Below are 24,243 nucleotides of genomic sequence, written 5' to 3'. Positions count from 1 at the left end.
GGGCGAAGTGCCCGTGTGATACCGCGCGTGAACGCTGCATCATCGATCACGGCCAGCACGTCCGAAAGATGACGGCACGGCACGATCTCCACTTTGCCGCTTCTCAAGCGACTTCGGGGTGGCACTTCATCGACATCGGACGGCGCAAGGAAGATCCGCTTCGCCCCGCCGTGGATGGCCGCGTGCACCTTGAGCGAGACGTCGCCGACACCGAGCAGCGCCCCGTCGGGTCGCACCCTCGCGGCGAAGGCGTCGCTCCTGTCGATGCCGACCTTGGACAAACGCGAAAGAGCGGCGACCGCGATTGCCAAGCCGACCGACGCGCCCTGCAGAGGACGCGATACCTGCGGGAGGTAGCCGTCTATGCTCACGAGGCGAGCGAGATCCCACGCGTGTGGATCGCCACCGAGCCGAAGTGCAATCTCCCGAAGGGCCGCCCGGGTGGCACCATTGAAGGCGCGTCCGAGTGATACATCCAGCGGACTTCCATCTTCGTCTGCCGCGCCGATGAGGGTGGAGGTGCTGCCCGTCAGCTGCACATCGGCGGACACCAGCAGCGCCGTCGCGGCGCTACTGTCAGCGACGCTGAACAGCGCGGTACACTCACCGACTGGGGACGCGTCCAGATCCACCGGGATTCCGCGGAGCGTGGCCACCAGTTCGGCGCGCTGTCTCGACGGAGCCGCACTGGCCGCAGAAAGCGCCGCGCGCACCGAGTCGGGTGGCACGCGCCATTCCACAGCGCTGAGCAACATCCGAAACTGCGCCAACTCCTCCGCGCGTCCAGCACTGGCAGGATGACGCGACAATGAAGCGACCAATCGCTCCACGGCGAGCGTGAGGTTGCCGATGTCGAGCGGGGTGCGCCAGGACGGAGTACGCGCCACGTTCATGTCAGCGGTCGGGACGACCCGGAGTCCCGGCGCTCGGCCGGGAGCTCGATACGCAATGCGAAGGCGCCACCGATCTCCGGCTCCGGCCATTGGGCAATCGGTCCCAGGTCGACAAAGCCTCCCCCCGAAGTGGTGCTGCTGGCCACCTCGGCGAACGAACCACCTTGGGCCGCGCACTCCACGGAGACGAGCGCACCTCCCACTTGGGGCGCCAGCATGACGCGCAGCATGTCGCTCGGCAGCCATTCGCACTCGATGTCCAGACCGGGGAAGCTCCACGACTCGAACCGCACCTCGCTGCGCTCGGCTGTCGATGCGGCCAACGGCAATTCCTCGGGATGGGAACTCGTCGGCGCGACCAGGCGCGTGAGTCTCGAGAACTCGACCCACAGGCACTCTCGCGCCGCCGCTTCCTCGGGAGGGCCTTCGTTGGCCCGCGCGCGCAAGTGTCCCAGCTTCCGGAGAAAACCGGAGAGCGCGTCGTGTGGATCAGTCATTGCGCCCTCCTCGTCCGCGCGACCGCTGGCGAGTAGCCCCGAAGTTCGCTGGAGGTAGTGTTGCGCCCCTCGCTTGTCAGTAGCGCGTGCTGCGTGCGTGCGCGCATCCAGTTGTCCTTCATCGCCGCCTCGGCGAAGGCGGTGACCTCCTGCGGTGTGAGCCATCGCCGTCCTCGCCCGAGGTGCGCGACCCTACCCCGTTGAGCGTGACGTCGGCGTAGTCGCAGAGGCCGGCCAGCGTCTCGCGGTCGCATCCGGCGCGTTGTGCGCGCGCCAGCAAACGCACGATGTTGTCCCGGTCTTCCGAGTCGCTGCGCGCGTTGTCCGCACGCAATTCGCCAAACAGGTAGCGCGTTGCGGCGCGCACCGACACCACGGCGTATGGAGCGTTGGCCAGAACGGCCAGCGGTCCGTCGGGCGAAACAAGCTCCTCGAGGATCGCGCGAGCGTGGGTCCGGGCGGCCCGGCTCACGTGCTGCTGTGCAGTTTCAATGGAGACACGCGACGTGCGCGCTCGTTCTGGGGCGAGGGAGGATCGGACGCGTCCCTCGAGGTCGCAGCGAAAGGCCGCTGCGGCGAGCGCTTCCTCTGCACCGCGCGAAGAAAACGCATCGAGTGTGAGAGTCACGGCGGCGACAAGCGCGTCGAGCGCTTCACGAGGGGTAGGCTCCTCCGCTTCGCCGTCGTCGCCAGCCGTTGGACCATCACCTCCGATTTCGCGTTCGTCGTCGAGCGGCGATTCGATCCCGCTCGAATCGATCACGAGTCGTTGTGCATCCAGCCCCGTGACGCCCTCGATGTCGAGGACCTCACCGAGTGGATCACCGGCACCGACCGAATTGTCCTGCAGGTGCACCTGTCCGCGGTTTGGGCAACGTCCGCACTGCCGGGCGAGGTCCTTCCAGCGCCACTTGGCGTTTCCCCGGACGTTAGCCAGCAGCCGCTCGCGAGACTCGGGTGCAGATGGGTCAAGTCCCCTCCGCTCGAGCGCTCGCCACGCATCACGCACCATGCGCGGGACGGCGAGCGCCTCCCAATCCTGGTGCTTCATCGCGCAGCCAGCGGTGGGGCGTTCGCGTTGCAGCTGCCTTGTGGCAACGGCGTACGCATCGGCGACCGCGAAGAAGACGAGTTCCTCGTCTGGGTCCGGGAAGCAGGGTGAATGAGGCCTGCCCGACATTCAGCGGGTCCGCGCTCGCCGGGTCTTTGCGTGTCGATGCATCTCCTCCCGTAGTACGCAACCGTTGCACGAGATACCGACGCGCTGGAAGCCAACCCCGGCTTCGAGGAGGCTCGGAGGGAAGATGTCGCCTCCTTGCAAGACCCGCCACTGCGCGTGAGACGTTCTGCGCACCCTGCAGGGCCGCTTGGCAGCTGGCGATCTCCGTTTGGTACCCGACTGACGGCGCACGTCTGTTGGGGCTTTGAGCCGAATCGGGCGTCCGGGTCGTCGGAACATGCCCGTGAGACGCCCGCCGGACTGCGATCTGACAGTCCGGATCGCCCCAACACCCGATTGCTCGGTCCCCCGGGAGCGCTGTTTCGCGCGTCAGAGTGACGAACGGCTCTCGTTCTCCGAAGCACCACCACCTCGGAGCCGAGCCCATGCCCACCCCCGCCTTCGGCGGCACCCAACCCCCCTCCTACGAACAACGCTGCCCCCTCGTCCTCGTCATCGACACCTCCCCGTCGATGGCCTGCGGCGGCGGCGACTGCTCCCCCATCGCCGAGGTGAACGCCGGCCTCGAACGCTTCGTCGCGCAGGTCCGCGCCAACCCCACCACCGCCGCACGCCTCGATGTCGCCGTCGTCCGCTTCGACGGTGACATTGCCTTGCATCGCCCCTTCAACCTGCTCGACGAGGTGCCGCTGGAGCCATTGCAGCTGGGTGGCGGGTGCACGGACCTCGTGGGCGGTGTCACGCGCGCCCTGGCCCTCCTGGCCGAGCGCAAGCGCTGGTACGACGAGGTGGGACTGCCGCGCTACCGCGGCTATCTGCTGGTCGTCACCGACGGTGCCCCGACCAACTCGGCGGAGGAGCTGGCCGCGCTCCGCGCGCAACTGGCCGACCCCGCCAGCAGCAAACGTCAGACGGCCTGGGCCTTCGGCACCACGGGAGGGGCGCTGCACGTGCTCCGCGACCTGTTCGGCGCCGAACGGGTGCAGGGGTTCGCCGCGCAGGACTTCGGCGACTTCTTCCAGTGGCTCAGTACCTCCTTCGAGCGCATCACGGCGAGCCGCGAGGGCGAGGTGGTGCAGCTCGACCAACCGAGCTTCTTCCGGCACACCATATGACCGGCGCTCCCCGCAGCGTGGAGGCGCCGGACGGCGCGGCACCGCAGGAACAGGTGGTGGGGATCGCCTCCCCGACGTGGGGAGTGATCGGTGCCTGCGTCGGCGGGGCGCTGGCGAAGGCCGGAACGAAGACGATGCAGGATGCCTGCGCCGCGGCGGTGGGCGGACCGGGCGAGTTGTTCCTGGCGGTAGCCGACGGCGCCAGCTCGGCCTCCATGGGCGGAACCGGGGCGCGCGTGGCCGTCGCGGCGGGAATCGAGGCCCTCGGCGACATCGTGCGATTCAGGCAGCGCACCCGGGGGGTTCCGGTCACCTGCGCCGCGGAGTGGCGGGACGACGCCCATGTGATCATGCGCTGCGTGCGCTCGTACGTGCTGCGCGTGGCGCGACAGCATCGGGCCAGGCGCGACGACCTCGCCTGCACGCTCACGCTGGTGTACGCCAACGCCTTCGTCGTGCTCGTCACGCAGGTGGGGGATGGGCGCTGCGCGGTGCTGTGGGACGATGGCGTCTGGGAAGGGGTGACGCAGCCGCAGCGTGGGGAGCATGCCGGCGAGACGCAGTTCATCACCTCGCGCGGCTGGCGGCGCGACGCGCAGCTGCTGGAGTCACGCATGCTCCTCGGCCGCGCCGACGCGGTGGCGCTGCTCACCGACGGGTGCGAGCGCGTGGCGTTCGAGTGCCAATCGTTCGACGCCGCACATGGCCGCTACGCCAGCACGAACGTCCCGCACGCCCCCTTCCTCACCCCCAACGTGCAGACACTGCAACGGCTGCTCGACGGCGGCGACGCCGGGGCGCCGATGGCCGCGGCACGCATCTGGGCGAGCTTCCTGCGCGACGGCGCGCCGGAACTGCCCGCCCTGCGCGACGAGCCCGACGACAAGACGTTGCTGCTGGCGGTGCGACGGACGCCAGCACCGGGGCAGTAGCCGATGGACGTGCTCATCGGCGGCAGGCTCAACACGCTCTTCCTCTTTCCCTTCGCCACGGGGGGCGAAGGGGCGCTGCACGACCACGCATGCGCGGGAAGTCCACTGGCGGTCAAGCTCTATCGCTTTGGCAGCAGTCCCGGCGCGCGCGACGCTCGGCGCGAGCGCGCGGAATACCTGGTGCGGCACCCCCCGGCATGCCGTGCGTCGCGGCACGAAGGATGGGAGGTGGCCTGGCCGACCGAACTGGTGACGACGGAGGGCGGCGACTTCGTGGGGGTCGCGATCCCGCGCGTGCGCGGGGCGGTACGGCTCTCCGAACTCACGGCGCAGACCTCGCGGGGCACGTGACGCTGGTGGACTGCGACTCGGTGCAGGTGACGGAACAGGGGACGCTTCGCTTTTCCGCCCCGGTGCGGACCGATGACTACACACCGGCAGAAGGGCAACGACACCCCCCGCTGGTGGCCGCACGGGTGCCGACATGCCGCTTGCCCCCTCCTGGGACGCCTTTTCCCTCGCGGTGATCATCTATCAGCTCCTGCTGGGGATCCACCCGTTTGCCGTGCGCGGACGCGACCCGGTGCAGGGAACCCCGGTGGATACGCTGCGCGACGCGATCGGCGCCGGGCTCTATGCGCACTCCCCGTCGCGCGCGAACCTCCTGGTAACACCGGCACCACACGCGGCGATCGAGCGCCTCCCGCGCGCGGTTCGCGAGGCCCTGCACGAGACCTTCGTGGCGGGACATGCGCACCCCGATCGCCGCCTCACGTCGGGGCAGTGGGCGGCGCTGCTGGAACCGTGGGCCAGGTCGCCGGGACGCTGGCTGCGCGCTCGGCGGGTGATGGCCGGGGGCCTGGCGATCGCGCGAGCACAGGCGAGTGTCGCGCGCGCCTTCGCGCTGCGCCTCGCCCAGCGCGGGCGCGAGCGGCTGCGCCAGCGCCTGCACGAGCACCGCACGCGGCAGTGGCGCGTGCACGAGGATCAAGGCCCGATAACGCGACGCGACGCGATCGCCTTCTCGCTCGGAGCCGCCGTGGCCTTCATCTGGATGATGCTGGTCACGACGAACCCGTCGCCAGCGGAGTCGACGGCACTCCCCGTCGCGCTGCCATCTCCCTCGCTGTCGCTGCAGCCAACGGTGGCGCTGCGCGATGCCCCGCTCCTGTGGCCGGTGGCCGACGTGTTCTCCGGCCGCGTGGCGCACCACGGGTCGCCGCGGGAAACGGCGCGCCGTTCGCCGACGTTGGCGCTGCACACGGTGCTGACCTACGCGCGAGCCGGGGTGATCGTGCGCCGCGACTCGGTGGTCTGGGCGAGCGACTCGGCGATCGTGCTGGCCAGGCGCTGGCTCCCGACGGCCGGCGCGGCAGGGGCCACGGACTCCGCGCGTTATGTGCGTGCAGCTGACGGACTGCGATTCGTCGCCGAGCGGGACTCGCTCCTGCTGCTGCCGGTGGGGGGGCGCATCGGGGATGCGTGGTGGAGCATGGCGGTCGGCACCCGGCTCGTGACGGCGCGCGCCCTGGGGATGACCACCACGCTGGCGGGCCCCGTCCCCACGGTGGAGCTGCTGGTGCGTGGCGTGGAGCTGACGGGGGTTCGGGAACGACGGTTGTGGCTGTCGGCGCGTTACGGATCGTCCGCGAACTGGACGGCGGCGGCGACGACTCCACGGCGCTCGAACTCATCGCGGTGATGCCGCACGACTCGGCGGCGTCGTGGCGTCGTTAGGTATCGGCGCCGTCGCGGCGCCGTTAGGCATCGGCGCCGTCGCCGGCCGTCGGCGCGTCGTCAGGTGACGCTCGCCGCGCCCACGCGGCGGCGCAGCGTCGCCAGGCGCCACGCGCGTTCACCGCACGCCTCGTCATAGTCGGAAAGGACGACGCCCGCGCGTTCGAGATCGGCGAGGGTGCGCTCCAGCTGCGCGAGCGTGAGCGGCCGCTCGCGCTCGGCCAGCAGGGCAAAGAGCTCACCCTTGCTGGCCGCGCCCGGGACCTCGCGCAGGGCGCGGGTGACCGCCACCTGCGCGTCGAGGGTCCGGCTCCCCCCCAGGCGCAGCACGTCGCCGTCACCGCGATCGGTAAGGGTGCCGACGAACCACATCGAGGCCGACACCGCGAGGAGGGTGAGGACGCTGATCACGGCCGCCTGGCTCGTCGAGCGGGCGTCGGCGGCCATGAGGAGCAGCGAGATCCACGCGGCGCAAGCGCACGCCAGGGCGGTGGCGCATCGAGCGAAGTAGGAAGTGGTCATGGCGAGGTGCGCACGAGGTGAGGTTCAGCGGGCGAATTGGGGACGCGGGAGACGAGTGCACCACCACCCTCACTCCTCACCACTCGCTCCCGGCCCCACGGGAGAGACGGTACGGCGGCGCGAGTCTGACATGATGTGCGATGCATGACGGTGAGGCGTCCTCGCGCTCGCGGTCACGGCGCCGTGGGCATGCGCGGCCACTCAGCGCCTGTGGGGTGCCGTGATCGTCTCAATGGCGCGGCGCAGGAGGTCGAACTCCGACTGGCAGCGCGAGCGCCGGTACTCGGAGAGCCCGGCCCATTCCTCGAGATGCGCGGACGAGAAGCGGTCGCTGCCGACGAGCCAGCAGGCCCAGTTGGCCATGCGCTGGGCGGGCGACGCATGCGGGTCGTCGGGGCGGTGGCTCGTGGTGACGCGACGGAAGCCGAAGTGCCACAGCGGGCCGTCGAGCTGCGCCGGCGCAGCGCCCGAGTCGGCGAGCAGCTGGAGCAGGGCAAACTGGTCGGCGAAGTCCTCCTCGCGTCCGGTGATGGGAAGCCCCAGCATGCCGGCGAGCATGTGCCCCACTTCGTGGTGGAGGGCGAAGCCCTCCATGCCGGCAAGGAGCTGGTCGCGATAGTCCGCGAGCGTCATCGCATCCGGCGCGCCGCCCGCGCGGGGCGGGAGCTGCGCCGACTGCGCCATGGCGAGCAGTTCGGAGGCGAACTCGTAACAGACGAGGATCCGCCGCTCCTCGCGCGACCAGCTCGCCTCATCGTGGTCGCGCCACGGGCGACACCTCGAGAGCTGCACGACGATCCCGCCCGGGAGGCGCCACCGCGTCCCGAGCTGCGCCACCTGACGCGGGAGCCACCCGGTGCCGACCCACCGCTGCCAGACCAGGGAGTCCCGCGCCGATTCCGGCCGATCGGCGCGCCAGGAAATCGTGGTTGAGGGCGATGGTGGGGGGGCGTAGCGCGCGATGGCGCCCGGGAATCGGTCGCGGAGGGTGGGCTGGATTGGTTCGGCTGCCGGCGGAGCATGGACGCAGGCTGCGGCAGCGAGCGCGACGAGGGCGCCGGAGTGATGTCGGGGCCGGGGCATATCCCCCAGACGTCGGGAAGCCGTGGCTCTGACCGGACCGTCGCGCTCTTTCGGGATGTTTCCGGCATTCCTCCCGCGTTCACCCGGCAGGAGCCGCCCCCGACCCCTGGCGAGACTCTCTGCCGAGAAACATGAGGCGTCCGCCGACACCATTCGTGGGTGTTCCCCCGGTATCGTCCCCCCCAAGACGTTCGTCCTGAAGGAGATGCTCACACAGTCGCCCCCGATGCCCCCCGCCCCCGACGCCTCCGGCTCCGCCCCGACCCATCGGGACGGCGCCCCGGACGTCGACAGCTCGCCCTACCACCCCACCACCGAGCGCCCGCCGCACCTGCACGACTGGCAGCTCCCCAAGGAGTGGCAATGGGGGGCCCATGGGGTCTTCATCGGGCAGCACCGACACACGCAGCAGGTCATCGATCCGCTCGGCCGTACCCTCTCGCTGGTCACCGCCCCCGATCCGGCGCACCGTGACTGGCTCACCGCCGAGGCGCGCGCCCTGGGCAACCGGCGCCACCGGGCGATTCCGACGACCTATGTCTACTGGCCCCGCAACGACCTGATGCTGCGCGGACCGGGCTACGTGCGGCACTGGATCGACGGCTGGTCGCTGGCGACGCAGCTCCGCACGCAGGGACCGGACACGGTCGAGACGTCGATGACGCGCCTGCGTAGCCTGGGCTCGTGCCTGGTGATGCTGCACGAGAACGGGGAGACGCACGGCGCGCTCAACTGCGAAGGGGCGTGGATGACGCGCGCCGGCGAGCACTACTTGCTGGGATGGCAGTGGGCGCTCCCGCCAGCTGCACTCCCCCCGGGCAAGCAGCCGACGCTGCAGTGGGTGGTCCCTGCCCCGGAGTGGCTCCCGGCGATTGCGGCACGCGGGCGCTGGTGGGTGCCGACGCCAGCCACCGATCAGTTCCAGCTGGGGGCGCTGATCGTCGCCAGCATCACGGGGCGCAAGTGGGGTCCAGACGGCGAGGAAGCGTTAGGCGCCCTCGAGGCACACGTCGACGTGCCGCGCAGCGTGCGCGACGTGCTGCGCCGGGCCACGGCCACCGATCCCGACACACGCTTTCCGTCGGTTGCCGCGCTCCTGCAGACGCTCGATCGCGCCATCGGCGGCGAGTCGTCGCTCGCGGGGCTCGGCGTGCGGCCGGTGACGCCGGCACACGAGACCGACCCGGCCACGGCGGCGGCGCAGCAGGAGGCGCGACTGCGTGCGGCCACGGGGCTCGACTACGAACTCATGGAACGCCTGGGGCACGGCGCCTCGGGGGCGGTCTGGAAGGCGCGCGACCTGGCGCTCAACCGCGAGGTCGCCCTCAAGGCGCTGCATCCGGAAATCGCCCAGGACCCGCGCGCGGTCTCCCGCCTGCGCCGCGAAGCCCGACTCGTGGCATCGCTCGCCCACCCGCGCATCGTCCCGGTGCTGGAGTTCGCCGAGCGCTCGGGAGTGGCGTACTTCACGATGCCGCTGACCCCCGGCGGGTCGCTGGCCGACCTCGTCGCCACGCGCGGCCCGCTCCCGCTGTCCGAAGTTGGGCCGGAGCTCGAGGCGCTTCTCGATGGCGTGTCGTCGGCGCATGCGGCGGGAGTGGTGCACCGCGACCTCAAGCCGGAGAACATCCTCCTCGACCGCAGCGGGCGATGCTGCCTGGCCGACTTCGGCATCGCCTCCGCGCCTGGCGAGAGCGGGGCGGCGGGGACGCTGGCCTTCGCGGCGCCGGAGCAGCTGCGCGGGGTGCCGCAGGACGAAGGGGTGGATCGTTATGCGATCGCCGCGGTCGCCTTCTTCGCCCTCACGGGGCACCTGCCGTTCATCGCGCACGACCCGGAGTTGCAGCTGTGGCGCCAGCAGCAGGGGATCGACTGGAACGCCTCGTGGGCGTCGCGCGTCCCGCCACCGGCCCGCGCCTGGATCTCGCGCGCGCTCGCCTTCAACGCCGCCGACCGCTTCCCCACCACGGTGGCGCTGCAGGAAGCCTGGATCGAGACCTGGCGCTCGGCGCTCGCCAGCGAGCACACGTCGGCCGGTGAGGAAGGGCGCGGCAAGGACGCGCGCAAAGGGCTCCGTGACCTGCTGAAGGCGTCGAGGAAGCTGCTCCCCTCGCTGTAAACGGACGGAGATCGGTTCGTCGCAGCGCGGCGGAATCGCTTCTCGCCTCGCCCACGCCCTCGTCCACAGTCTCGTCCACGGCCTCGCGTGCGGCTCGCGCGATGGCGCAACGCGCCGCACTTTGGTCAGCACTCGAATCCACCACGCCGAGGGCTGACCATGGGAACGACGGCTACCACTGCCGCCACTGCTGCCGCGACGTCCGCTGCGGCTACGACGCACTTCGCACGCGAGCTGCTGCAGCGCTACACGGCACGCACGCCGCGATCGGCTGACCTGTACGCGCGCGCCGTGGAGGCCTTTCCCGGGGGCGACACGCGCACCGGGACCTTCTTCCTCCCCTACCCGACCTTCATGTCGCACGGCGCCGGCGCGCGCATGTGGGACGTGGACGGCAACGCGTACGTCGACTTCCTCGGCAACTTCACCTCGCTCATCCACGGGCACGCGCACCCGCACATCACCGCGGCGATCGCAACGCAGGCCGCGCAGGGGACGGCCTTCCCGTTTCCGGGGGAAGCCGCATTGCGGCTGGCGGAGGAGATCCGCCGACGGGTTCCGTCGATGGAGCGCGTGCGCTTCTGCAACTCGGGGACGGAGGCGGTGATCGGGGCCATTCGCGCGGCGCGCGCCTTCACGGGGCGCGCCAAGGTGCTCAAGATGGAAGGCGGCTACCACGGCTCGGCCGACGTGGCCCAGGTGAGCGTGTCGCCGGGGATGGATGCGCCCCCCTATCCCGAGGGGCGCGCGCAGGGGCCGGGGGTCCCCGACGGCGTGGTGGGCGACGTGCTGGTCGCCCCGTACAACGACCTCGAGACGGCGCAGCGCCTGGTGCGCGCGCACGCCGGTGACCTCGCCGCGGTGATCGTCGAGCCGCACCTCACGGCGGCAGGAGTGATTCCCGCCGACCGCGACTTCCTGACCGGGCTGCGCGCGGTGACGGCCGAGTGTGGCGTCCTGCTGATCTTCGACGAGATCATCACGTTGCGCCTGGCGCGCGGCGGGGCGCAGGCGATGTACGGCATCACCCCCGACCTGACGACGGTGGCCAAGATCATCGGCGGCGGACTCCCGGTGGGGGGCTTTGGCGGGCGTGCCGACGTGATGGCCACGTTCGATCCGCGCGCGCGTGGCACGGTGGGGCACTCGGGGACGTTCAACGGCAACGCGGTGACGATGGCGGCGGGGCTGGCCGCGCTGGAGCTGCTGACTGACGAGGCGCTCGATCACATCAACGCGTTAGGCAGCCACCTGCGCGACGGCCTGCAGCGTGCCTTCGACGCCGCCGGCGTGGCCGTGTGCGTGACGGGGAGTGGGTCGCTCGGGCACGTGCACTTTCGGCACGGGCCGGTGCGCGACTACCGCGACGCGGCCGCCGGGAGCGCGGAGCACGCCCGGCTGTTGCACCTGGCGCTGCTCGAGCGCGGCTTTGCCTGCGCCGCGCGCGGGATGTTCGTCACGTCGACGGTGATGACCGTCGCGGAGGTGGACGCTCTGGTGGAGGCCGTCGGCGACGTGGCGCGGGAGATGGGCGCGGGCGGGTGATGCCCGTGCGATGGAAAAACTGCATCACCCTCGCGATACTTCGCGCTGGACCTGCTGCGGGATGAGGGTTGTGGATGTCTGATGGATCGAGAATTGTCGTAACGGGGATTGGCGTGGTGACCTCCATCGGGTCGACGCGCGAATCGTTCTGGCGTGCGCTCACCGCTGGCGTTTCGGGGGTGGCGCCAATCGCCGCCTTCGACGCATCGCAGTACCAGACGCAGATCGGCTCCGAGGTCCGCGACTTCGACCCGCAGGCGTACATGACGCGCAAGCTGGCGGGGCGCATGGGGCGCAACTCGCAGATGGCGGTCGCCGCGGCGATGGGGGCGGTGAAGGACGCGGGGCTCGACCTCGCGAGCATGGACAGCGCGCGCGTGGGCTGCTGCGTGGGGACGGCGGCGGGGGACTTCAACGAGCTGGAAGAGAACCACGCCGGCTTCCTGCAGCGGGGGCCCAAGGCGATCAGCCCGTTCTGCGTGCCGAAAGTCATCCCCAACATGCCGGCGGGGAACGTGGCGATCGCGCTCGGGATCCATGGCCCCAACTTCGCCGCGCTCTCGGCGTGCGCCACGGGGGCGCACTCCATCGGGATGGCGCTCTTGCTCCTGCGCGCCGGCCAGGCCGACGTGATGCTGGCGGGCGGGGTGGAGTCCACCATCACCCCCTTCGTCCTCAACGGCTACTCGGCCATGGGGGCGCTGTCGAAGCGCAACGACGTCCCGGCCAAGGCGAGCCGCCCGTTCGACAAGACGCGCGACGGCTTCGTGATGGGTGAGGGGGCAGGGGTGCTCGTCCTCGAGACGCTGGCGCACGCGCGCGCCCGTGGCGCCGAACCGATCGCCGAGGTGGCGGGGTTCGGGATGACGGCCGATGCGTTCGGGTTGGCGCAGCCCGATCCCGAGGCGACGTGGACCACGCGGGCGATGGAGCTGGCGCTGCGCGACGCGGGGATGAGCACGGGCGACGTGCAGTACATCAACGCGCACGGGACGTCGACGCCGGCCAACGACCGGAGTGAGGCCAAGGCGATCGGCCGGGTGTTTGGCGAGACGCCGCCGCTGGTGAGTTCGATCAAGTCGATGATCGGCCACACGTTAGGCGCGGCGGGGGCGATTGAGGCGGCGGCGACAGTGTTGACCATCAAGCACGGCGTGATCCCGCCCACGATCAACTACGAAGTGCCGGACGAGGAGATTGCGCTCGACGTGGTGCCCAACGTGGCGCGCGCCGTGCGCGTGGATGGGGCGCTGTCGAACTCGTTCGGCTTCGGGGGGCAGAACGGGGTGCTGGCGTTCCGGCGGGTGTAGGGCGGGTCGCCGCAGGCGCGCGCAACGTCGGACGAAAGCTGACAGCCATCGGCGTGATTCCGGCGCATACTCATCGGGGGGCGCGGCCGCCGCTGCTGCGCCCCGTTGCTGCGTCTCCGTCGCCGCGCACGCGCGGCTCGATGTGCCCGTCCATCACCACCACCATGAACATCGTCCGAACCGCTGCCCTGACGCTCGCCCTTGTCGCGCTGACTGCCAGCACCGCGATCGCCCAGTCGAAGGACTATGGCAAGGCGCTGACGCTCAAGGACGCCACCCCCATCTCGTCGATCCTCAAGGACCCCGCGGCCTGGGACGGCAAGCGTGTCCTGGTCGAAGGGCTCATCATCGAAGTCTGTGAGGAGCGCGGCTGCTGGATTCGCATCGCCAGCGACAAGGCCTTCGAGTCGCTGCGCTTCAAGGTGGACGACGGGGTGATGACCTTCCCGCAGGAAGCGAAGGGGAAGACGGTCCTGGCCGAAGGGGTCGTGAAGGTGAAGTCGCTGACGCGCGAACAGGCGGTCGCGCAGGCGCGCGAAGTGGCCAAGGAACGCGGGACGCTCGCGTCGTTCGATCCGGCCAAGGTGAAAGGGCCGGTGACCGACGTGCAGCTCTCGGGAGAGGGCGCGCGGGTCAAGTAATGCCGGAGCCCGTGGACGACCAGCGCGCGCGCCGCGCGAGCGGTCCGCGCTGGTCGTGGCGTCGGCTGAGCATCGTCCTGCACCGCGACATCGGGTACCTCGCCGTCGCGCTGACGATTGCGTATGGGATCTCGGGGATCGCGGTCAATCACATTGCCGACTGGAACCCGAACTACAAGATCTCGAAGCGCTTCACGACCATCGCCCCGATCGCGCTCGACTCGGCGCCGGCGATGGTCGACCTCGCGGTGGCGCGACTCGCGCTCACCGAGCCGCCGCGGTCGAGCTACCAGCCCGACCCGCAGACGTTGCAGCTGTTCTACGGCGAGCAGGTGTACCACGTCGACCTCCCGTCGGGGAAGGTGATGGTCGAGTCGACGGTGCCGCGGCGCGTGCTGCACGAGCTCAACCAGTTGCACCTGAACGAGCCGAAGCGCGTCTGGACGTACGTCGCGGATCTCTATGCGCTGTCGCTCATCCTCCTGGCGGTGACCGGGCTCTTCGTGCTCAAGGGGAAGTACGGCATCACGGGGCGCGGGGGGTGGCTCACGGCCGCGGGGGCGCTGCTGCCGCTGGGGTTCTGGCTGTTCTACCTGCGCTAGGAGTCGCGGGGCCATCACGGTCGCCGGGACCTATGGGGTGTGCGTCATCGCACTAGCTTCTCGATGGCCCCGATGATTTGGCTCTGACCCCAGCTCTGACCCCAGCTCTGACCCCAGCTCTGACCCCAGCTCGTGTCCCAGCTGCAACCTGAATTCCCTGCCGGCCCTAGTGATCACTGGATCTCGACGGAGCGGGGGACGCTCTTTGCGCGTGCGTGGGGGACGTCGGTCCCCACCGACGATGGGGACGCGACCATCCTGCTCTTCCACGATTCGCTGGGGTGCGTGGACCTGTGGCGTGACTTCCCCGCGCAGCTCGCCGCCGCAACGGGACGGCGCGTGGTGGCCTACGACCGCTTGGGTTTCGGGCGGTCGGATGCGTTGTCGGGCGAGCTCCCTGACCGTTCGTTCACGACGAGGGGGCGTGGGCGGTGCCGCTGCTGCGCGCGGCACTCGGGCTTCGCACGCTGATCCTCTTCGGTCACAGCGTGGGTGGCGGAATGGCCGTGGCAACGGCGGCTCGGTTCAACGACGCCAGCGTGGCACTCGTCACGGAATCGGCGCAGAGCTTCGTCGAGGCGCGTACCCTCGATGGCGTGCGCGCGGCACGTACGGCCTTTCGCGAAGCGGGACAGCTCGAGCGGCTGGCGCGCTATCACGGCGACAAGGCGCAGTGGGTGCTGGACGCGTGGACCGAGACCTGGCTCGATCCCGCCTACGCGGATTGGGTCCTCGACGAGGAGCTGCGACGCGTGCGCTGCCCGACGCTCGCGCTCCATGGCGACGCCGACGAGTTCGGATCTGTCCAACACCCGGCGCGCATCGCCAGCCTGGTCGGCGGCCCGTCGCGCGCCGTGATCCTCGAGGGGTGCGGGCACGTGCCGCATCGCGAGCAGCCGCAGCGCGTGCTCGACGAGGTCTCGCGGTTTCTTGCCAACTCACACCAGGGGAGCGCCGGAACGTGCGGGTGAGGCGCTACATCGGCGGCGGTGCAATCGTGTAGTCGGCCGGCGCCTTCCCCTTGAGCAGGTGCTCGACGAAGTAGTCCCACGTGCGCCGAATGACGTACGGGTGGTTGGTGAGGTCGTGCGTGGCGTCGGGGAGGATGAACATGTCGAAGCGCTTGTTGGCCTTCACGAGCGCATCGACGAGCGCGATGGTGTGCGCGGGGTGCACGTTGTCGTCCATGTCGCCATGGATGAGGAGGAGCTTCCCCTTGAGGTTGGCCACGTGCGACTTGTTGGCCGCCGGGGCGTAGTTGTCGGTGGCGCGTGCGCTGTCCTTCACCAGGAGCCCCTGGAAGCGCTCTCCCCAACCGTGATAGTACGTGCGGTTGTCGTGGTTGCCGGCGGTCGAGACGGCCACCGAGTAGAAGTCGGGGTAGCGCAGCATGGCGTCGGTCGACGAGAAGCCGCCCCCCGAATGCCCGTAGATCCCCACGCGCGAGAGATCCATCCAGCGATGGCGGGCGCCGAGCTGCTGGATGGCGGCCACGTGGTCGGGGATCCCGTTGTCGCCCAGGTCGCCGTACGCCCGGGTGTAGAGCGCCTTGGCCCGCCCGGTGTTGCCTAACGCGTCGATTTCCACGACGATGAAGCCGAGCTCGGCGAGCGCTTGCACCTGCCCCATGAAGGAGTAGGAGAAGGGGAGGCGGTTGGGGAAGAACTCCTTGGGGGCCGGCGAGATGAGCGGCCCGGGGTAGATGTGGTCGATGACGGGGTACGTCTTCGTGGAGTCGAAGTGCGACGGCTTCCAGATGACCCCCGTGACCTCGGTGACGCCGTCGCGTGCCTTGGCGCGGAAGACCTCACCCGAACGCCACCCGGTGGCGCGAAGCGCCGTGATGTCGGCGCGCTCGAGTTCCTTCACCACGCGCCCGTCGGCGGCGCGCAGCACGGAGACGGCGGGCATGTCGACGCGCGAGTAGGAGTCGAGGAAGTACTTCCCCGAGGGGACGGGGGTGATGGCATGGTCGGCGTCCTCGGGCGTGAGCAGGGTGAGCCCAGTGCCGTCGAGTCCAACGGAGTACAGCAGGTCGTACTCCGGGTGGCGCCCCGCCTCGCGACCACGCGCCGTGAAGTAGACGCGGCCGAGCGTTTCGTCGACGCCCACGAGGGCGGTGACGACCCAGTCTCCCGAGGTCAATTGGTGCTTGACCGTCCCGTCAGCCCCAAGATGGTACAGGTGCGCCCACCCGTCGCGCTCGGAGAACCAGACGACGTCGCCGCTCCGCAGCGGCTTCCAGTTCACGGCGCCATTGGTGATGTCGATGCTCCCCACCACGTACGACGCGGCGCTGTCGGTGGTGACGGTCCGCGGGGTACCGCCCGCGACATCGGCCACCATGAGCGCCACCTTCTTGGGGCCGCGCGTGACGTGCGTGAAGTAGACGCGATCGGATCCCGGGCCCCACTGCACCTGCTTCCCGCCAAACGAATACAGCGACATCATCGGTTGCGGCGGCGCCTCCAGCCGCCGGCTCGACTTGGCGGCGACGTCGATGAGGTAGTGGCTCGTCATCTGGACCACCGAGTCGCCCGGAAGGGCGTACGGGTACTCGTAGTACGTCGGGCGGGCGGTGGTGGAGGAGTACAGGTGGAACTTCTGCACCCCGCGCTCATCCACGCGCGCCACGACGAGCCGCTTGGAGTCGGGCGACCAGGTCACCTCCGGCACGTCCGGCATCATCATGCGAATCTGCGACGGCGAACGCGTGGTGACGCCATACGCATGACCGGGGGCGCCGTCGGTGGTGAGCTGGATCGAATCCTTGGCGCCGGTACGCCGCGCCCAGAGGTTGGCGCCAGACGCGAAGGCTTCCCACTGCTCATCGGGGGAGCGCACGTAGCGACGGCGGTCGGGAAGGGTATCGGTCTTCGCGCAGCTGTAGGTCGCGAGCTCGCAGGCAAAGGCGCGCTTGCCCAGGCGTAGGTGGATGTGCTTCTCGTCGCGTCCGTCGTCGGCAAAGGTGAAGCCCGGGGGGAGCGTCCCCGCGGCGACGGCGGAATCGGCGGCGCGCGAGAGGGCGGCGGCCAGTCGGGCGTTGTCGAAGAGCGTGGCGCGCCCCCCCGTCGCGGGATTCACGGTCACGAACTCCGCGCCGCGCGGCGTCATCACGCGATACCAGAAGCGCGTGCTGTCGCGGTAGAAGCTCGGCGCCACCTGGTCACCGGTGATGTGCCGGAGTGCGTTCCAGGTGAGCATCTGCTCGGCGCGCCGGTAATCCACGCTGGCGGTGGGCGACGCCGCGGAGGACCCCTGCGCGAGGAGCACCGCGGGCGAGAGCACGGCGAGGAGTATCGGCGAGTGCCGGAGAGTGAAGCGCATCGGATGGCTCGGGAGAAGTGTGGGGTGGCAGAAAGTGCATCTGGCGAGTGGGGTGGTCAACGCACGAACACGTCGCAGATTGTGGCTGCGCCACGTTCCGGCACCTTCCTTCGCGTCTTCGCGCCTTCGCGTGAGACCTGCTCGCTCCCCTTTCGTCGCGCGCCATGCCTCACACCACACTTCGCGCCCTCGCCCTGCTCCAGCTCACGCTGGCCACGGCGCTGTTCGCCCAGACACCCGCGGCACCCGCAGCGTCGCCAGCTGCGCTCACCGTGCCACGCATCTTCTCCAGCGAGTTCAGCGCGCGCGGGGTGGGGCAGCTGCGCTGGATCGAGGGGGGGACGGCCTTCCTGACGGTGGAGCCGGCGCCGGGGGGGCGCGGGCGTGAAATCGTGCGCCACGAGACGGCGACCGATGCACGCACGGTCCTGGTGACCGCGGCGCAGCTCACACCGCCAGGCGCAAACGCGCCGCTCGCCTTCCAGAGCTTCGCCTGGTCCAACGACAATACGAAGCTCCTCCTCTTCACCAACACGACCAAGGTCTGGCGCCTCAACACGCGCGGCGACTACTGGGTGCTCGACCGCACGTCGAACACGCTCAAGCAGATCGGGGGCGATGCCAAGCCATCGACGCTGATGTTCGCGACCTTCTCGCCCGACGGTCAACGCGTGGCCTACGTGCGCGAACACGACCTGTACGCCGAGGAGCTGGCCACGGGGGCGGTCACGCGGCTCACGCACGATGGCTCGCGCACGAGCATCAACGGGACGTCGGACTGGGTCTACGAGGAGGAGCTCGGGATTCGCCAGGCCTTCCAGTGGAGCCCGGACAGCAAGCGCCTGCTCTTCTGGCACTTCGACGCCTCGGCGGTGCGCGACTTCCTGCTCATCAACAACACCGACTCGCTGTATCCGTCCACGACCCCCATCCCCTATCCCAAGGCGGGGACGACGAACTCGCGGGTGACGTTAGGCGTGGTGGCGCCCACGGGCGGGGCGGTGACGTGGCTCGATGTGGTGGGTGACACCGCGACGAGCTACATCGGGCAGGTGGAGTGGCTCGACGCCACGTCGATCCTGGTGCAGCACCTCAACCGCAAGCAGAACCGCAACGACTTCTGGGTGGGAGACGCGGTGACCGGGCGTGGAACGGTGCTCTATACCGATGCGGACAGCGCGTGGGTGGAGGTGCAGGAACTGCGCTGGATCGCGACCGCTCCCGGGGTGAAGCGGGGTAAGGGGGCGAAGGGGGCGAAAGGCGCCGCGGGGGCGACCGCGGCAGGCGCGGCGCTGGTGGAGAGTGAGCGCGACGGCTGGCGACACGTGTACGCCGTACACCGGGCGACGGGGGCGACGACGTTGCTGACCCCGGGCGACTACGACGCCACGATCACCGGGGTCGACGAGCGCGGCGGGATCCTCTACGTGATGGCGTCGCCTGGGGCGGCAGCGCAGCTCTATCTCTATCGCGTGCCGCTCACGGGCGGGGCGGCGACGCGCGTGACCCCCGCCGACCAGCCGGGGACGCATCGCTACGATATTGCACCGGACGGACGGTGGGCGCTGCACACGGTGTCGCGCTTCGACCAGCCGCCACGCACCGAGATCATCCGCCTCCCGGGGCATGAAGTGGTGCGCGTGCTGGAGGACAATGCGGCGCTGCGCACCAAGCTCGCAGCGTTAGGCGCGCCGGCCACCGAATTCTTCACCGTCACGACGGCGCAGGGGCTCCCGGTCGACGGCTACGTGATGCGCCCTTCCCAGTTCGACGCCACCAAGCAGTACCCGGTCCTGGTGCACATCTACGGCGAGCCGGCCGGGATGACCGCTGCCGATCGTTGGGGAGGGAGCGCCGCGCTCTTTCACCGGATGATCGCCGACCAGGGCTACCTGGTCATGTCATTCGACACGCGTGGCACGCCGGCCCCCAAGGGGCGCGCCTGGCGGAAGGGGATTTATGGCGCCGTGGGGGCGACGACGGCGGCCGAGCAGGCGGCGGCGCTGCGCGCGTACGCGGCGACGCACGCCTTCGTCGACACGAGCCGAGTGGCGATCTGGGGGTGGAGCGGCGGGGGGACCAACACGCTCAACGCGATGTTCCGCGAGCCCGACGTCTTCAAGGTCGGAATGTCGGTGGCCCCGGTCCCCGACCAGCGCCTCTACGACACCATCTACCAGGAGCGCTACATGGGGCTCCCGCAGGACAACGTCGCGGGTTACCAGCTCGGCTCCGCCATCAACCACGCGGAGGGGCTCAAGGGGCGCCTGCTGGTGGTGCACGGGACCGGCGACGACAACGTCCACTACCAGGGGACGGAGCGACTCATCAATCGCATGGTGACGCTCGGCAAGCGTTTCGACGTGATGGTCTATCCCAACCGGACGCACTCGATCTCCGAAGGGGATGGGACGACGGTGCACATCCACACCCTGTTGCAGCGCTACCTGCGGGAGAACCTTCCGGCCGGCGGGCGCGAGGCGCCGCCGAAGATGTAAGTGGTATAGTGTTGCGGCACAAAGCGATACCGGGCGGCATGGAACGCATGTTTCATTTTTCCGTCTCGGTTTTCACGGGCGGATACGGGCGGCGGCGGGGCGGTGATGCGCCCCCCGGCCCCCCGCGTGTCATTCGCCAGCGACCGTCTTCATCGCGCGGTTGGCCTTCCCGATGTAGGCGAACATCTCCGCCGTCGGGACACGGTCGCCCATCTGCTGCCGGAGCGTGTCGCCCTCCTGCGCGTACATCGTCATGACGGCCGTTCCGATCGCCGGATCACCCCCCGTGAATTCGTGCGCGAGCGCCATCCAGCGCTTGGCCAGCGCGAGGACCTCCGGCGACTCGGCGGGGACGCCGGCGGCGATCTTGGCGCGCACGGCGGGGATCAACTCCGCCCATTCGTCTTGCACCTGCTGAATGCGATCCTCGCCGATCCCCTCGCGCCGCTGGCGCAGCGTGTCGAGCTGCTCGGGGGTGAAGAACTTCTCCATGGTGGTCATTGCCTCGATCATGCGGCAGAGGTCGTCCATCGAGACGCCCTCCGCCTGGTCCAGGTGTGTGGCGAGCGCCGTGAGGCGCTCGACGAGTCGATGCTGCGCGGCGATCTGTTCCTGCAGTCGTGCGAGGTGCAGGTCGATCACGCGCCGAGGCGAGAGCGATGCCCCGTCGAGCATGCGCCTGACCTCGTCCAGCGAGAGTCCCATCAGCCGAAGCGATTGCACCTGCTGCAATCGCTCCACGTCGCGCCGTGTGTACAGCCGGTGTCCGGAGGGCGTGCGTCCCGACGGCGTCAGGAGCCCGATCTCGTCGTAGTGGTGGAGGGCGCGCACCGTCAGACCGGTCCTGCGGGCGAGCTCGCCGACCTTCCACGACGGCTCGGGATTCCGATCGACCGTCGGCGGGGCGTGATGGGGGGACGTCATGGCCATGGAGAGAGTGTAGGGCCTGCCGTTACGTGAGGAGCAAGGGGGGAGAAACGGACGCCAAAACGAGCCTACGGGCGCAAATTGGAAAGCGGGCGACCGACACGGGGGGGAATCCGCGCCCATCTGGGCGCACGCTCGATGATTGACCACGCAAGATGCAGCGGTCTAATCATCGCCACGACAACGACTTCCGGAGCTGTACCTCGCGTACGGTATCGGTGAGATCGCCCAATCGCGCTTCCCCCGCATCGCATGTAACAGCAGTGCTCGCCTGACAGGTGACGGGGGCAGGGCGGTGTAGCGTGATCCTACCGCTACGCGAGCGCTTCGGTGTCTCGCACGACGCAACTCCTGTGTCGGCTGCGTCTCATGCGCGCGCTCGCGGACCGTACGCCTTCCTGACCTCCGAGCACTCCCCCAGAGCGGAACGGGGACCTCGTGGAGGACCGCACCCATGCTTCGTGCGTCCATTCGACTCCTCTGCGCCGCGACCTTGGTCGCGGCCTGCAGCGGGGGTGGTGATTCGTCGTCGCCCCCGGTGACTCCCCCGCCGTCGACGCCCACGGTGGCGACGGTCGAGGTGACCCCAACCACGGCGACGCTCGTCCCGCCGGCCACGGTGCAGCTGACGGCCGTGACGAAGGACGCGCAAGGGACGGTGCTCACCGGGCGCACGATCAGCTGGAGCAGCTCGGCCAGCACGGTCGCGACCGTGTCCACCAGCGGGCTGGTCACCAGCGTGGCCTCGGGTTCGGCGACGATCACGGCGACCAGTGACGGCAAGCAGGGGACGGCGGTGATCACCGTGGTCTCGCATCCCGACGGCCCGGTGGTGGCGCGGGGTGACATCGGCGCGTTAGGCGGGACGCTCGGTTCCGGCGACGTGGCGATCACCATTGCGGCTGGCGTCCTGTCGAATCCGAGCACGATCGAGTTGGTGCGCGATACGCTGCGCACCGACCCGGTTCCCGAACAGAGCGCGACGGGGCGCTACCTCATCGACGGGCTCCCGGCCGATCGGGTCGTCCCGATGCGCGTCCGCATCAAGACCAACAAGACGGTGCAGGGGACGACTGCCATCGCCATCCATCGCCCCGTCGTGGAGTATGCCGACAGCACGACGGTGGCGATGGGGATGAACCTCGTCGCCGCCGCCGAATCGTCCGGCTACCTCGTGGCCACCGTGTCCCTCAAGGGCCGGCCGTCCACGTGGGGTGGATCGGGGCTTCCCATGAGCCGCGTCTCCTTCGGGCGATTGGCGACGACGGCGAGTGCAAGTGTCGACCCGCGCGACCTGAAAGGGGCGGCGGAGCTGAGCGGGTTGATGCAGCTGACGCATGCCGCGTCGGCCAACGGACACTTCGACGTGTGGGGAATCGGCCCTGACCCCGACATGCCGCGCAAGGTGACGAAGACGGCCGCCCTGGCCGAGCAGGCGTACGACAAGGTCGTGTCGATGGGCTACAGCGTCGCACACCGGCAGATGTGGCCGATCGAAGTCTATCTCGTGCGTGCGACCTGGAACGGCTGCTTCTACTCCGTCCTCCCGTTTCCGGTCGATCCCGAGAATGGCTACATCGCCTACAACTCCAACAACGTCGACCTGGGGTGGTTTCCCGGGACGGTGATCCACGAGTTCTTCCACTTCACGCAGGGAGGATTCCTGCTGGGAAAGGACTGGCCAGCCGTCGCTCCCGCTCGCTGGTTAGGCGAGGCGACGTCGACCTGGATTGCCGGCTATCACCCCGCGGTGGCGCTCCCATTCACCAACCCGACGGCCATCAGCTGGCGTGACAGCATGTGGGTGGGGCTCAACCCGGACATGATCGCCAACTCGGGCTACGGCAAGGCCCCAATCATCAAGTACATCACCAAGCGCTGGGGCGACGACAAGGTGAAGGAGATGTACAGCTCGGTGCGGGCCGGGGTGAACCCGATCACCGCACTCCTCACGGCCGTCCCCGAGGCGCACGACACCTGGTGGCCGGACTTCATCAGCCAGCAGGTGTCGGCTGCGCTCTATCCGTGGCCCAACGAGAACCAGCTGGTCTCGCGCAAGAACTACACCCTGACGCTGCAGGCGGGGCGAAGCGTGTACGACAGCGACCCGCTCTTCACCCTTGGAGTGGAGACGGACTTCCTCAAGCGCGATACGGCGTCGTTCGCTGCCAACTACCAGGTGCCGATCTTTCTCGACACGGCGTCGTCGCCGAACGGGACGCTCGTCGCGATCTACAAGACGGCGGCGATGACCACGTACCGGCACCTGGCCACCGGTGACACCGTGAAGATCCCGGGCCACTTGCTCCAGCGCCCCGACCAGGTGGCGGTGCTGGTCACGCGGACCGATCCGCTCCCACCCTACAACAACACGCGGACGCTCGGCTACCGGGTCGACCTGAGCCCCCCCGAGGGCGACTGGCGCTTCAAGACGATCACGGGACTCAACAACGGATTCCGCTTCACGTGCGACCGCGAGGGGGCATCGGTCGAGATGGATCCGGTCGCCAACGCGACGCAGGTGTGGGACATGCTCGCCAGCTCGGGGACATGGAAGAAGAGCGTGATCCCGGCTGGGGCGTTAGGCGCCTACACCTGGCAGGTGCGCCCGGAAGTCGCCGATACGCTTCGGATGCTGAACATGACGCTCCAGTCGACGATGACGGTCCTGCGTGCCGACACGATTCGCCTGCAGGGGCGCATGACGCTCGATTGGAGCGGTGCCAGCTCGATGGTCGGCATCAGCGGGCGCACGAGCGGCGCGGGGCTCGGTGACTCGCGCTGGTGGTACCTGCTCGCTCCCCTCTGTGGACTTCCGCTCGTGATCAAGCGCCGGCGCCGCGCCCTGGGCGTCTTTGTCGCCACGGCGATGGTCGCGATGTTGGCGAGCTGCGGCGTGGGGCAGATCGCGATGAAGATCGACGAGTCGTTCGACTACACCTTCACGCGGCTCAAGTACACCGCCGACCCGGCCAAGCCGAATGATCCGCTGATGCTCCTGGTGAACGGCAAGGGCGAGACCAAGCTCAACGCATATCGCAGTGAATACTGGACCTACACCACAGGAACCGGAGGGGTGAAGGACTCGGTGCGCACCCTCTGCACCGGGACCGGGACGTCGACCTACACGGTGAGTGGCGCCGCGTACACGGACGGTGTGACGCCGCCGTCGAGCAGCAGCAGCAACGCGATCGACCGGCTGAGCCTCGCCTTCGGGCGCGACCTGCGGCCGATGGCGCCGGCCATCCAGTCGCGCCTGCGCTGACGGGCGCCAGCCGCGAGTCCACGTCGGCGCCACGACGCGCCGACTCACGA

General features: G+C 69.6%; 18 protein-coding genes and 1 pseudogene. 12 read left to right on the top strand and 7 right to left on the bottom strand.

The window, feature by feature from the left end; genetic code table 11:
- From IPN47_24255 to IPN47_24245, 3 genes are all read right to left on the bottom strand, one after another.
- Positions 1 to 893, bottom strand: an 893-nt coding sequence (locus tag IPN47_24255) for a hypothetical protein (GenBank protein MBK9411091.1), incomplete at its 3' end; no start/stop codon positions are given.
- Positions 890 to 1,390, bottom strand: a complete 501-nt coding sequence (locus IPN47_24250; GenBank protein ID MBK9411090.1) for a hypothetical protein — start codon at positions 1,388 to 1,390, stop codon at positions 890 to 892. The genes IPN47_24255 and IPN47_24250, both read right to left, overlap by 4 nt.
- Before the next feature lie 118 nt (positions 1,391 to 1,508).
- Positions 1,509 to 2,570, bottom strand: a complete 1,062-nt coding sequence (locus IPN47_24245; GenBank protein ID MBK9411089.1) for a hypothetical protein — start codon at positions 2,568 to 2,570, stop codon at positions 1,509 to 1,511.
- A gap of 425 nt (positions 2,571 to 2,995) precedes the next feature.
- Here IPN47_24245 and IPN47_24240 point away from each other — a divergent pair, with 425 nt between their 5' ends.
- The 4 genes from IPN47_24240 (at position 2,996) to IPN47_24225 (ending at position 6,319) form a co-directional block, all read left to right on the top strand.
- Entirely contained in the window at positions 2,996 to 3,685 is a 690-nt protein-coding gene (locus IPN47_24240) for a hypothetical protein (protein ID MBK9411088.1), read from the top strand.
- Positions 3,682 to 4,617, top strand: coding sequence for a protein phosphatase 2C domain-containing protein (locus IPN47_24235; protein ID MBK9411087.1), 936 nt, complete (start codon positions 3,682 to 3,684; stop codon positions 4,615 to 4,617). Before IPN47_24240 ends, IPN47_24235 begins: the two co-directional genes overlap by 4 nt.
- Positions 4,618 to 4,620: 3 nt before the next feature.
- Positions 4,621 to 4,968 carry a hypothetical protein gene (locus IPN47_24230; protein ID MBK9411086.1) on the top strand — a complete coding sequence of 116 codons (348 nt, stop codon included), beginning with the start codon at positions 4,621 to 4,623 and terminating at the stop codon, positions 4,966 to 4,968.
- Between the two features lie 133 nt (positions 4,969 to 5,101).
- The gene (locus IPN47_24225; protein ID MBK9411085.1) at positions 5,102 to 6,319 is read left to right on the top strand and encodes a hypothetical protein; all 1,218 of its coding nucleotides are present in this window, start codon (positions 5,102 to 5,104) and stop codon (positions 6,317 to 6,319) included.
- A 95-nt stretch (positions 6,320 to 6,414) separates the two neighbouring features.
- Here IPN47_24225 and IPN47_24220 read toward each other — a convergent pair whose 3' ends face one another.
- Positions 6,415 to 6,876, bottom strand: a complete 462-nt coding sequence (locus IPN47_24220; GenBank protein ID MBK9411084.1) for a hypothetical protein — start codon at positions 6,874 to 6,876, stop codon at positions 6,415 to 6,417.
- 201 nt (positions 6,877 to 7,077) lie between these two features.
- Positions 7,078 to 7,959, bottom strand: coding sequence for a hypothetical protein (locus IPN47_24215; GenBank protein ID MBK9411083.1), 882 nt, complete (start codon positions 7,957 to 7,959; stop codon positions 7,078 to 7,080).
- A gap of 205 nt (positions 7,960 to 8,164) precedes the next feature.
- Here IPN47_24215 and IPN47_24210 point away from each other — a divergent pair, with 205 nt between their 5' ends.
- The 6 genes and pseudogenes from IPN47_24210 (at position 8,165) to IPN47_24185 (ending at position 15,147) form a co-directional block, all read left to right on the top strand.
- Positions 8,165 to 10,078, top strand: a complete 1,914-nt coding sequence (locus IPN47_24210; GenBank protein ID MBK9411082.1) for a protein kinase — start codon at positions 8,165 to 8,167, stop codon at positions 10,076 to 10,078.
- Positions 10,079 to 10,237: 159 nt separating this feature from the next.
- Positions 10,238 to 11,623, top strand: coding sequence for an aminotransferase class III-fold pyridoxal phosphate-dependent enzyme (locus IPN47_24205; protein MBK9411081.1), 1,386 nt, complete (start codon positions 10,238 to 10,240; stop codon positions 11,621 to 11,623).
- Between the two features lie 74 nt (positions 11,624 to 11,697).
- Positions 11,698 to 12,933 carry a beta-ketoacyl-ACP synthase II gene (gene fabF / locus IPN47_24200; GenBank protein MBK9411080.1) on the top strand — a complete coding sequence of 412 codons (1,236 nt, stop codon included), beginning with the start codon at positions 11,698 to 11,700 and terminating at the stop codon, positions 12,931 to 12,933.
- A gap of 164 nt (positions 12,934 to 13,097) precedes the next feature.
- Positions 13,098 to 13,574: a DUF4920 domain-containing protein gene (locus tag IPN47_24195; protein MBK9411079.1), complete on the top strand. Its 477-nt coding sequence runs from the start codon at positions 13,098 to 13,100 to the stop codon at positions 13,572 to 13,574.
- Positions 13,574 to 14,176 carry a PepSY-associated TM helix domain-containing protein gene (locus IPN47_24190; protein MBK9411078.1) on the top strand — a complete coding sequence of 201 codons (603 nt, stop codon included), beginning with the start codon at positions 13,574 to 13,576 and terminating at the stop codon, positions 14,174 to 14,176. Before IPN47_24195 ends, IPN47_24190 begins: the two co-directional genes overlap by 1 nt.
- Positions 14,177 to 14,317: 141 nt before the next feature.
- A pseudogene (locus IPN47_24185) lies at positions 14,318 to 15,147 on the top strand (alpha/beta hydrolase).
- 4 nt (positions 15,148 to 15,151) lie between these two features.
- On the opposite strand, the gene IPN47_24180 reads toward IPN47_24185, so the two are convergent.
- Positions 15,152 to 17,503 carry a DPP IV N-terminal domain-containing protein gene (locus IPN47_24180; protein ID MBK9411077.1) on the bottom strand — a complete coding sequence of 784 codons (2,352 nt, stop codon included), beginning with the start codon at positions 17,501 to 17,503 and terminating at the stop codon, positions 15,152 to 15,154.
- 164 nt (positions 17,504 to 17,667) lie between these two features.
- On the opposite strand from IPN47_24180, the gene IPN47_24175 reads away from it, so the two are divergent.
- On the top strand, positions 17,668 to 20,001 hold the full coding sequence (locus tag IPN47_24175; protein MBK9411076.1) for a DPP IV N-terminal domain-containing protein: 2,334 nt from the start codon (positions 17,668 to 17,670) through the stop codon (positions 19,999 to 20,001).
- Between the two features lie 129 nt (positions 20,002 to 20,130).
- On the opposite strand, the gene IPN47_24170 is transcribed toward IPN47_24175, so the two are convergent.
- A complete protein-coding gene (locus IPN47_24170) occupies positions 20,131 to 20,925 on the bottom strand; it encodes a MerR family transcriptional regulator (protein ID MBK9411075.1) in 795 nt (264 codons plus the stop codon).
- Between the two features lie 457 nt (positions 20,926 to 21,382).
- Between IPN47_24170 and IPN47_24165 the strand changes: the two genes are divergently transcribed.
- Positions 21,383 to 24,193, top strand: a complete 2,811-nt coding sequence (locus IPN47_24165) for an Ig-like domain-containing protein (GenBank protein MBK9411074.1) — start codon at positions 21,383 to 21,385, stop codon at positions 24,191 to 24,193.
- Positions 24,194 to 24,243 lie beyond the last annotated feature (50 nt).

This window comes from Gemmatimonadota bacterium (assembly GCA_016719105.1).
GTDB lineage: Bacteria > Gemmatimonadota > Gemmatimonadetes > Gemmatimonadales > Gemmatimonadaceae > SCN-70-22.
Note: the sequence above shows the minus strand (reverse complement) of the source record. Positions and strands in the feature narration are given on the sequence as shown.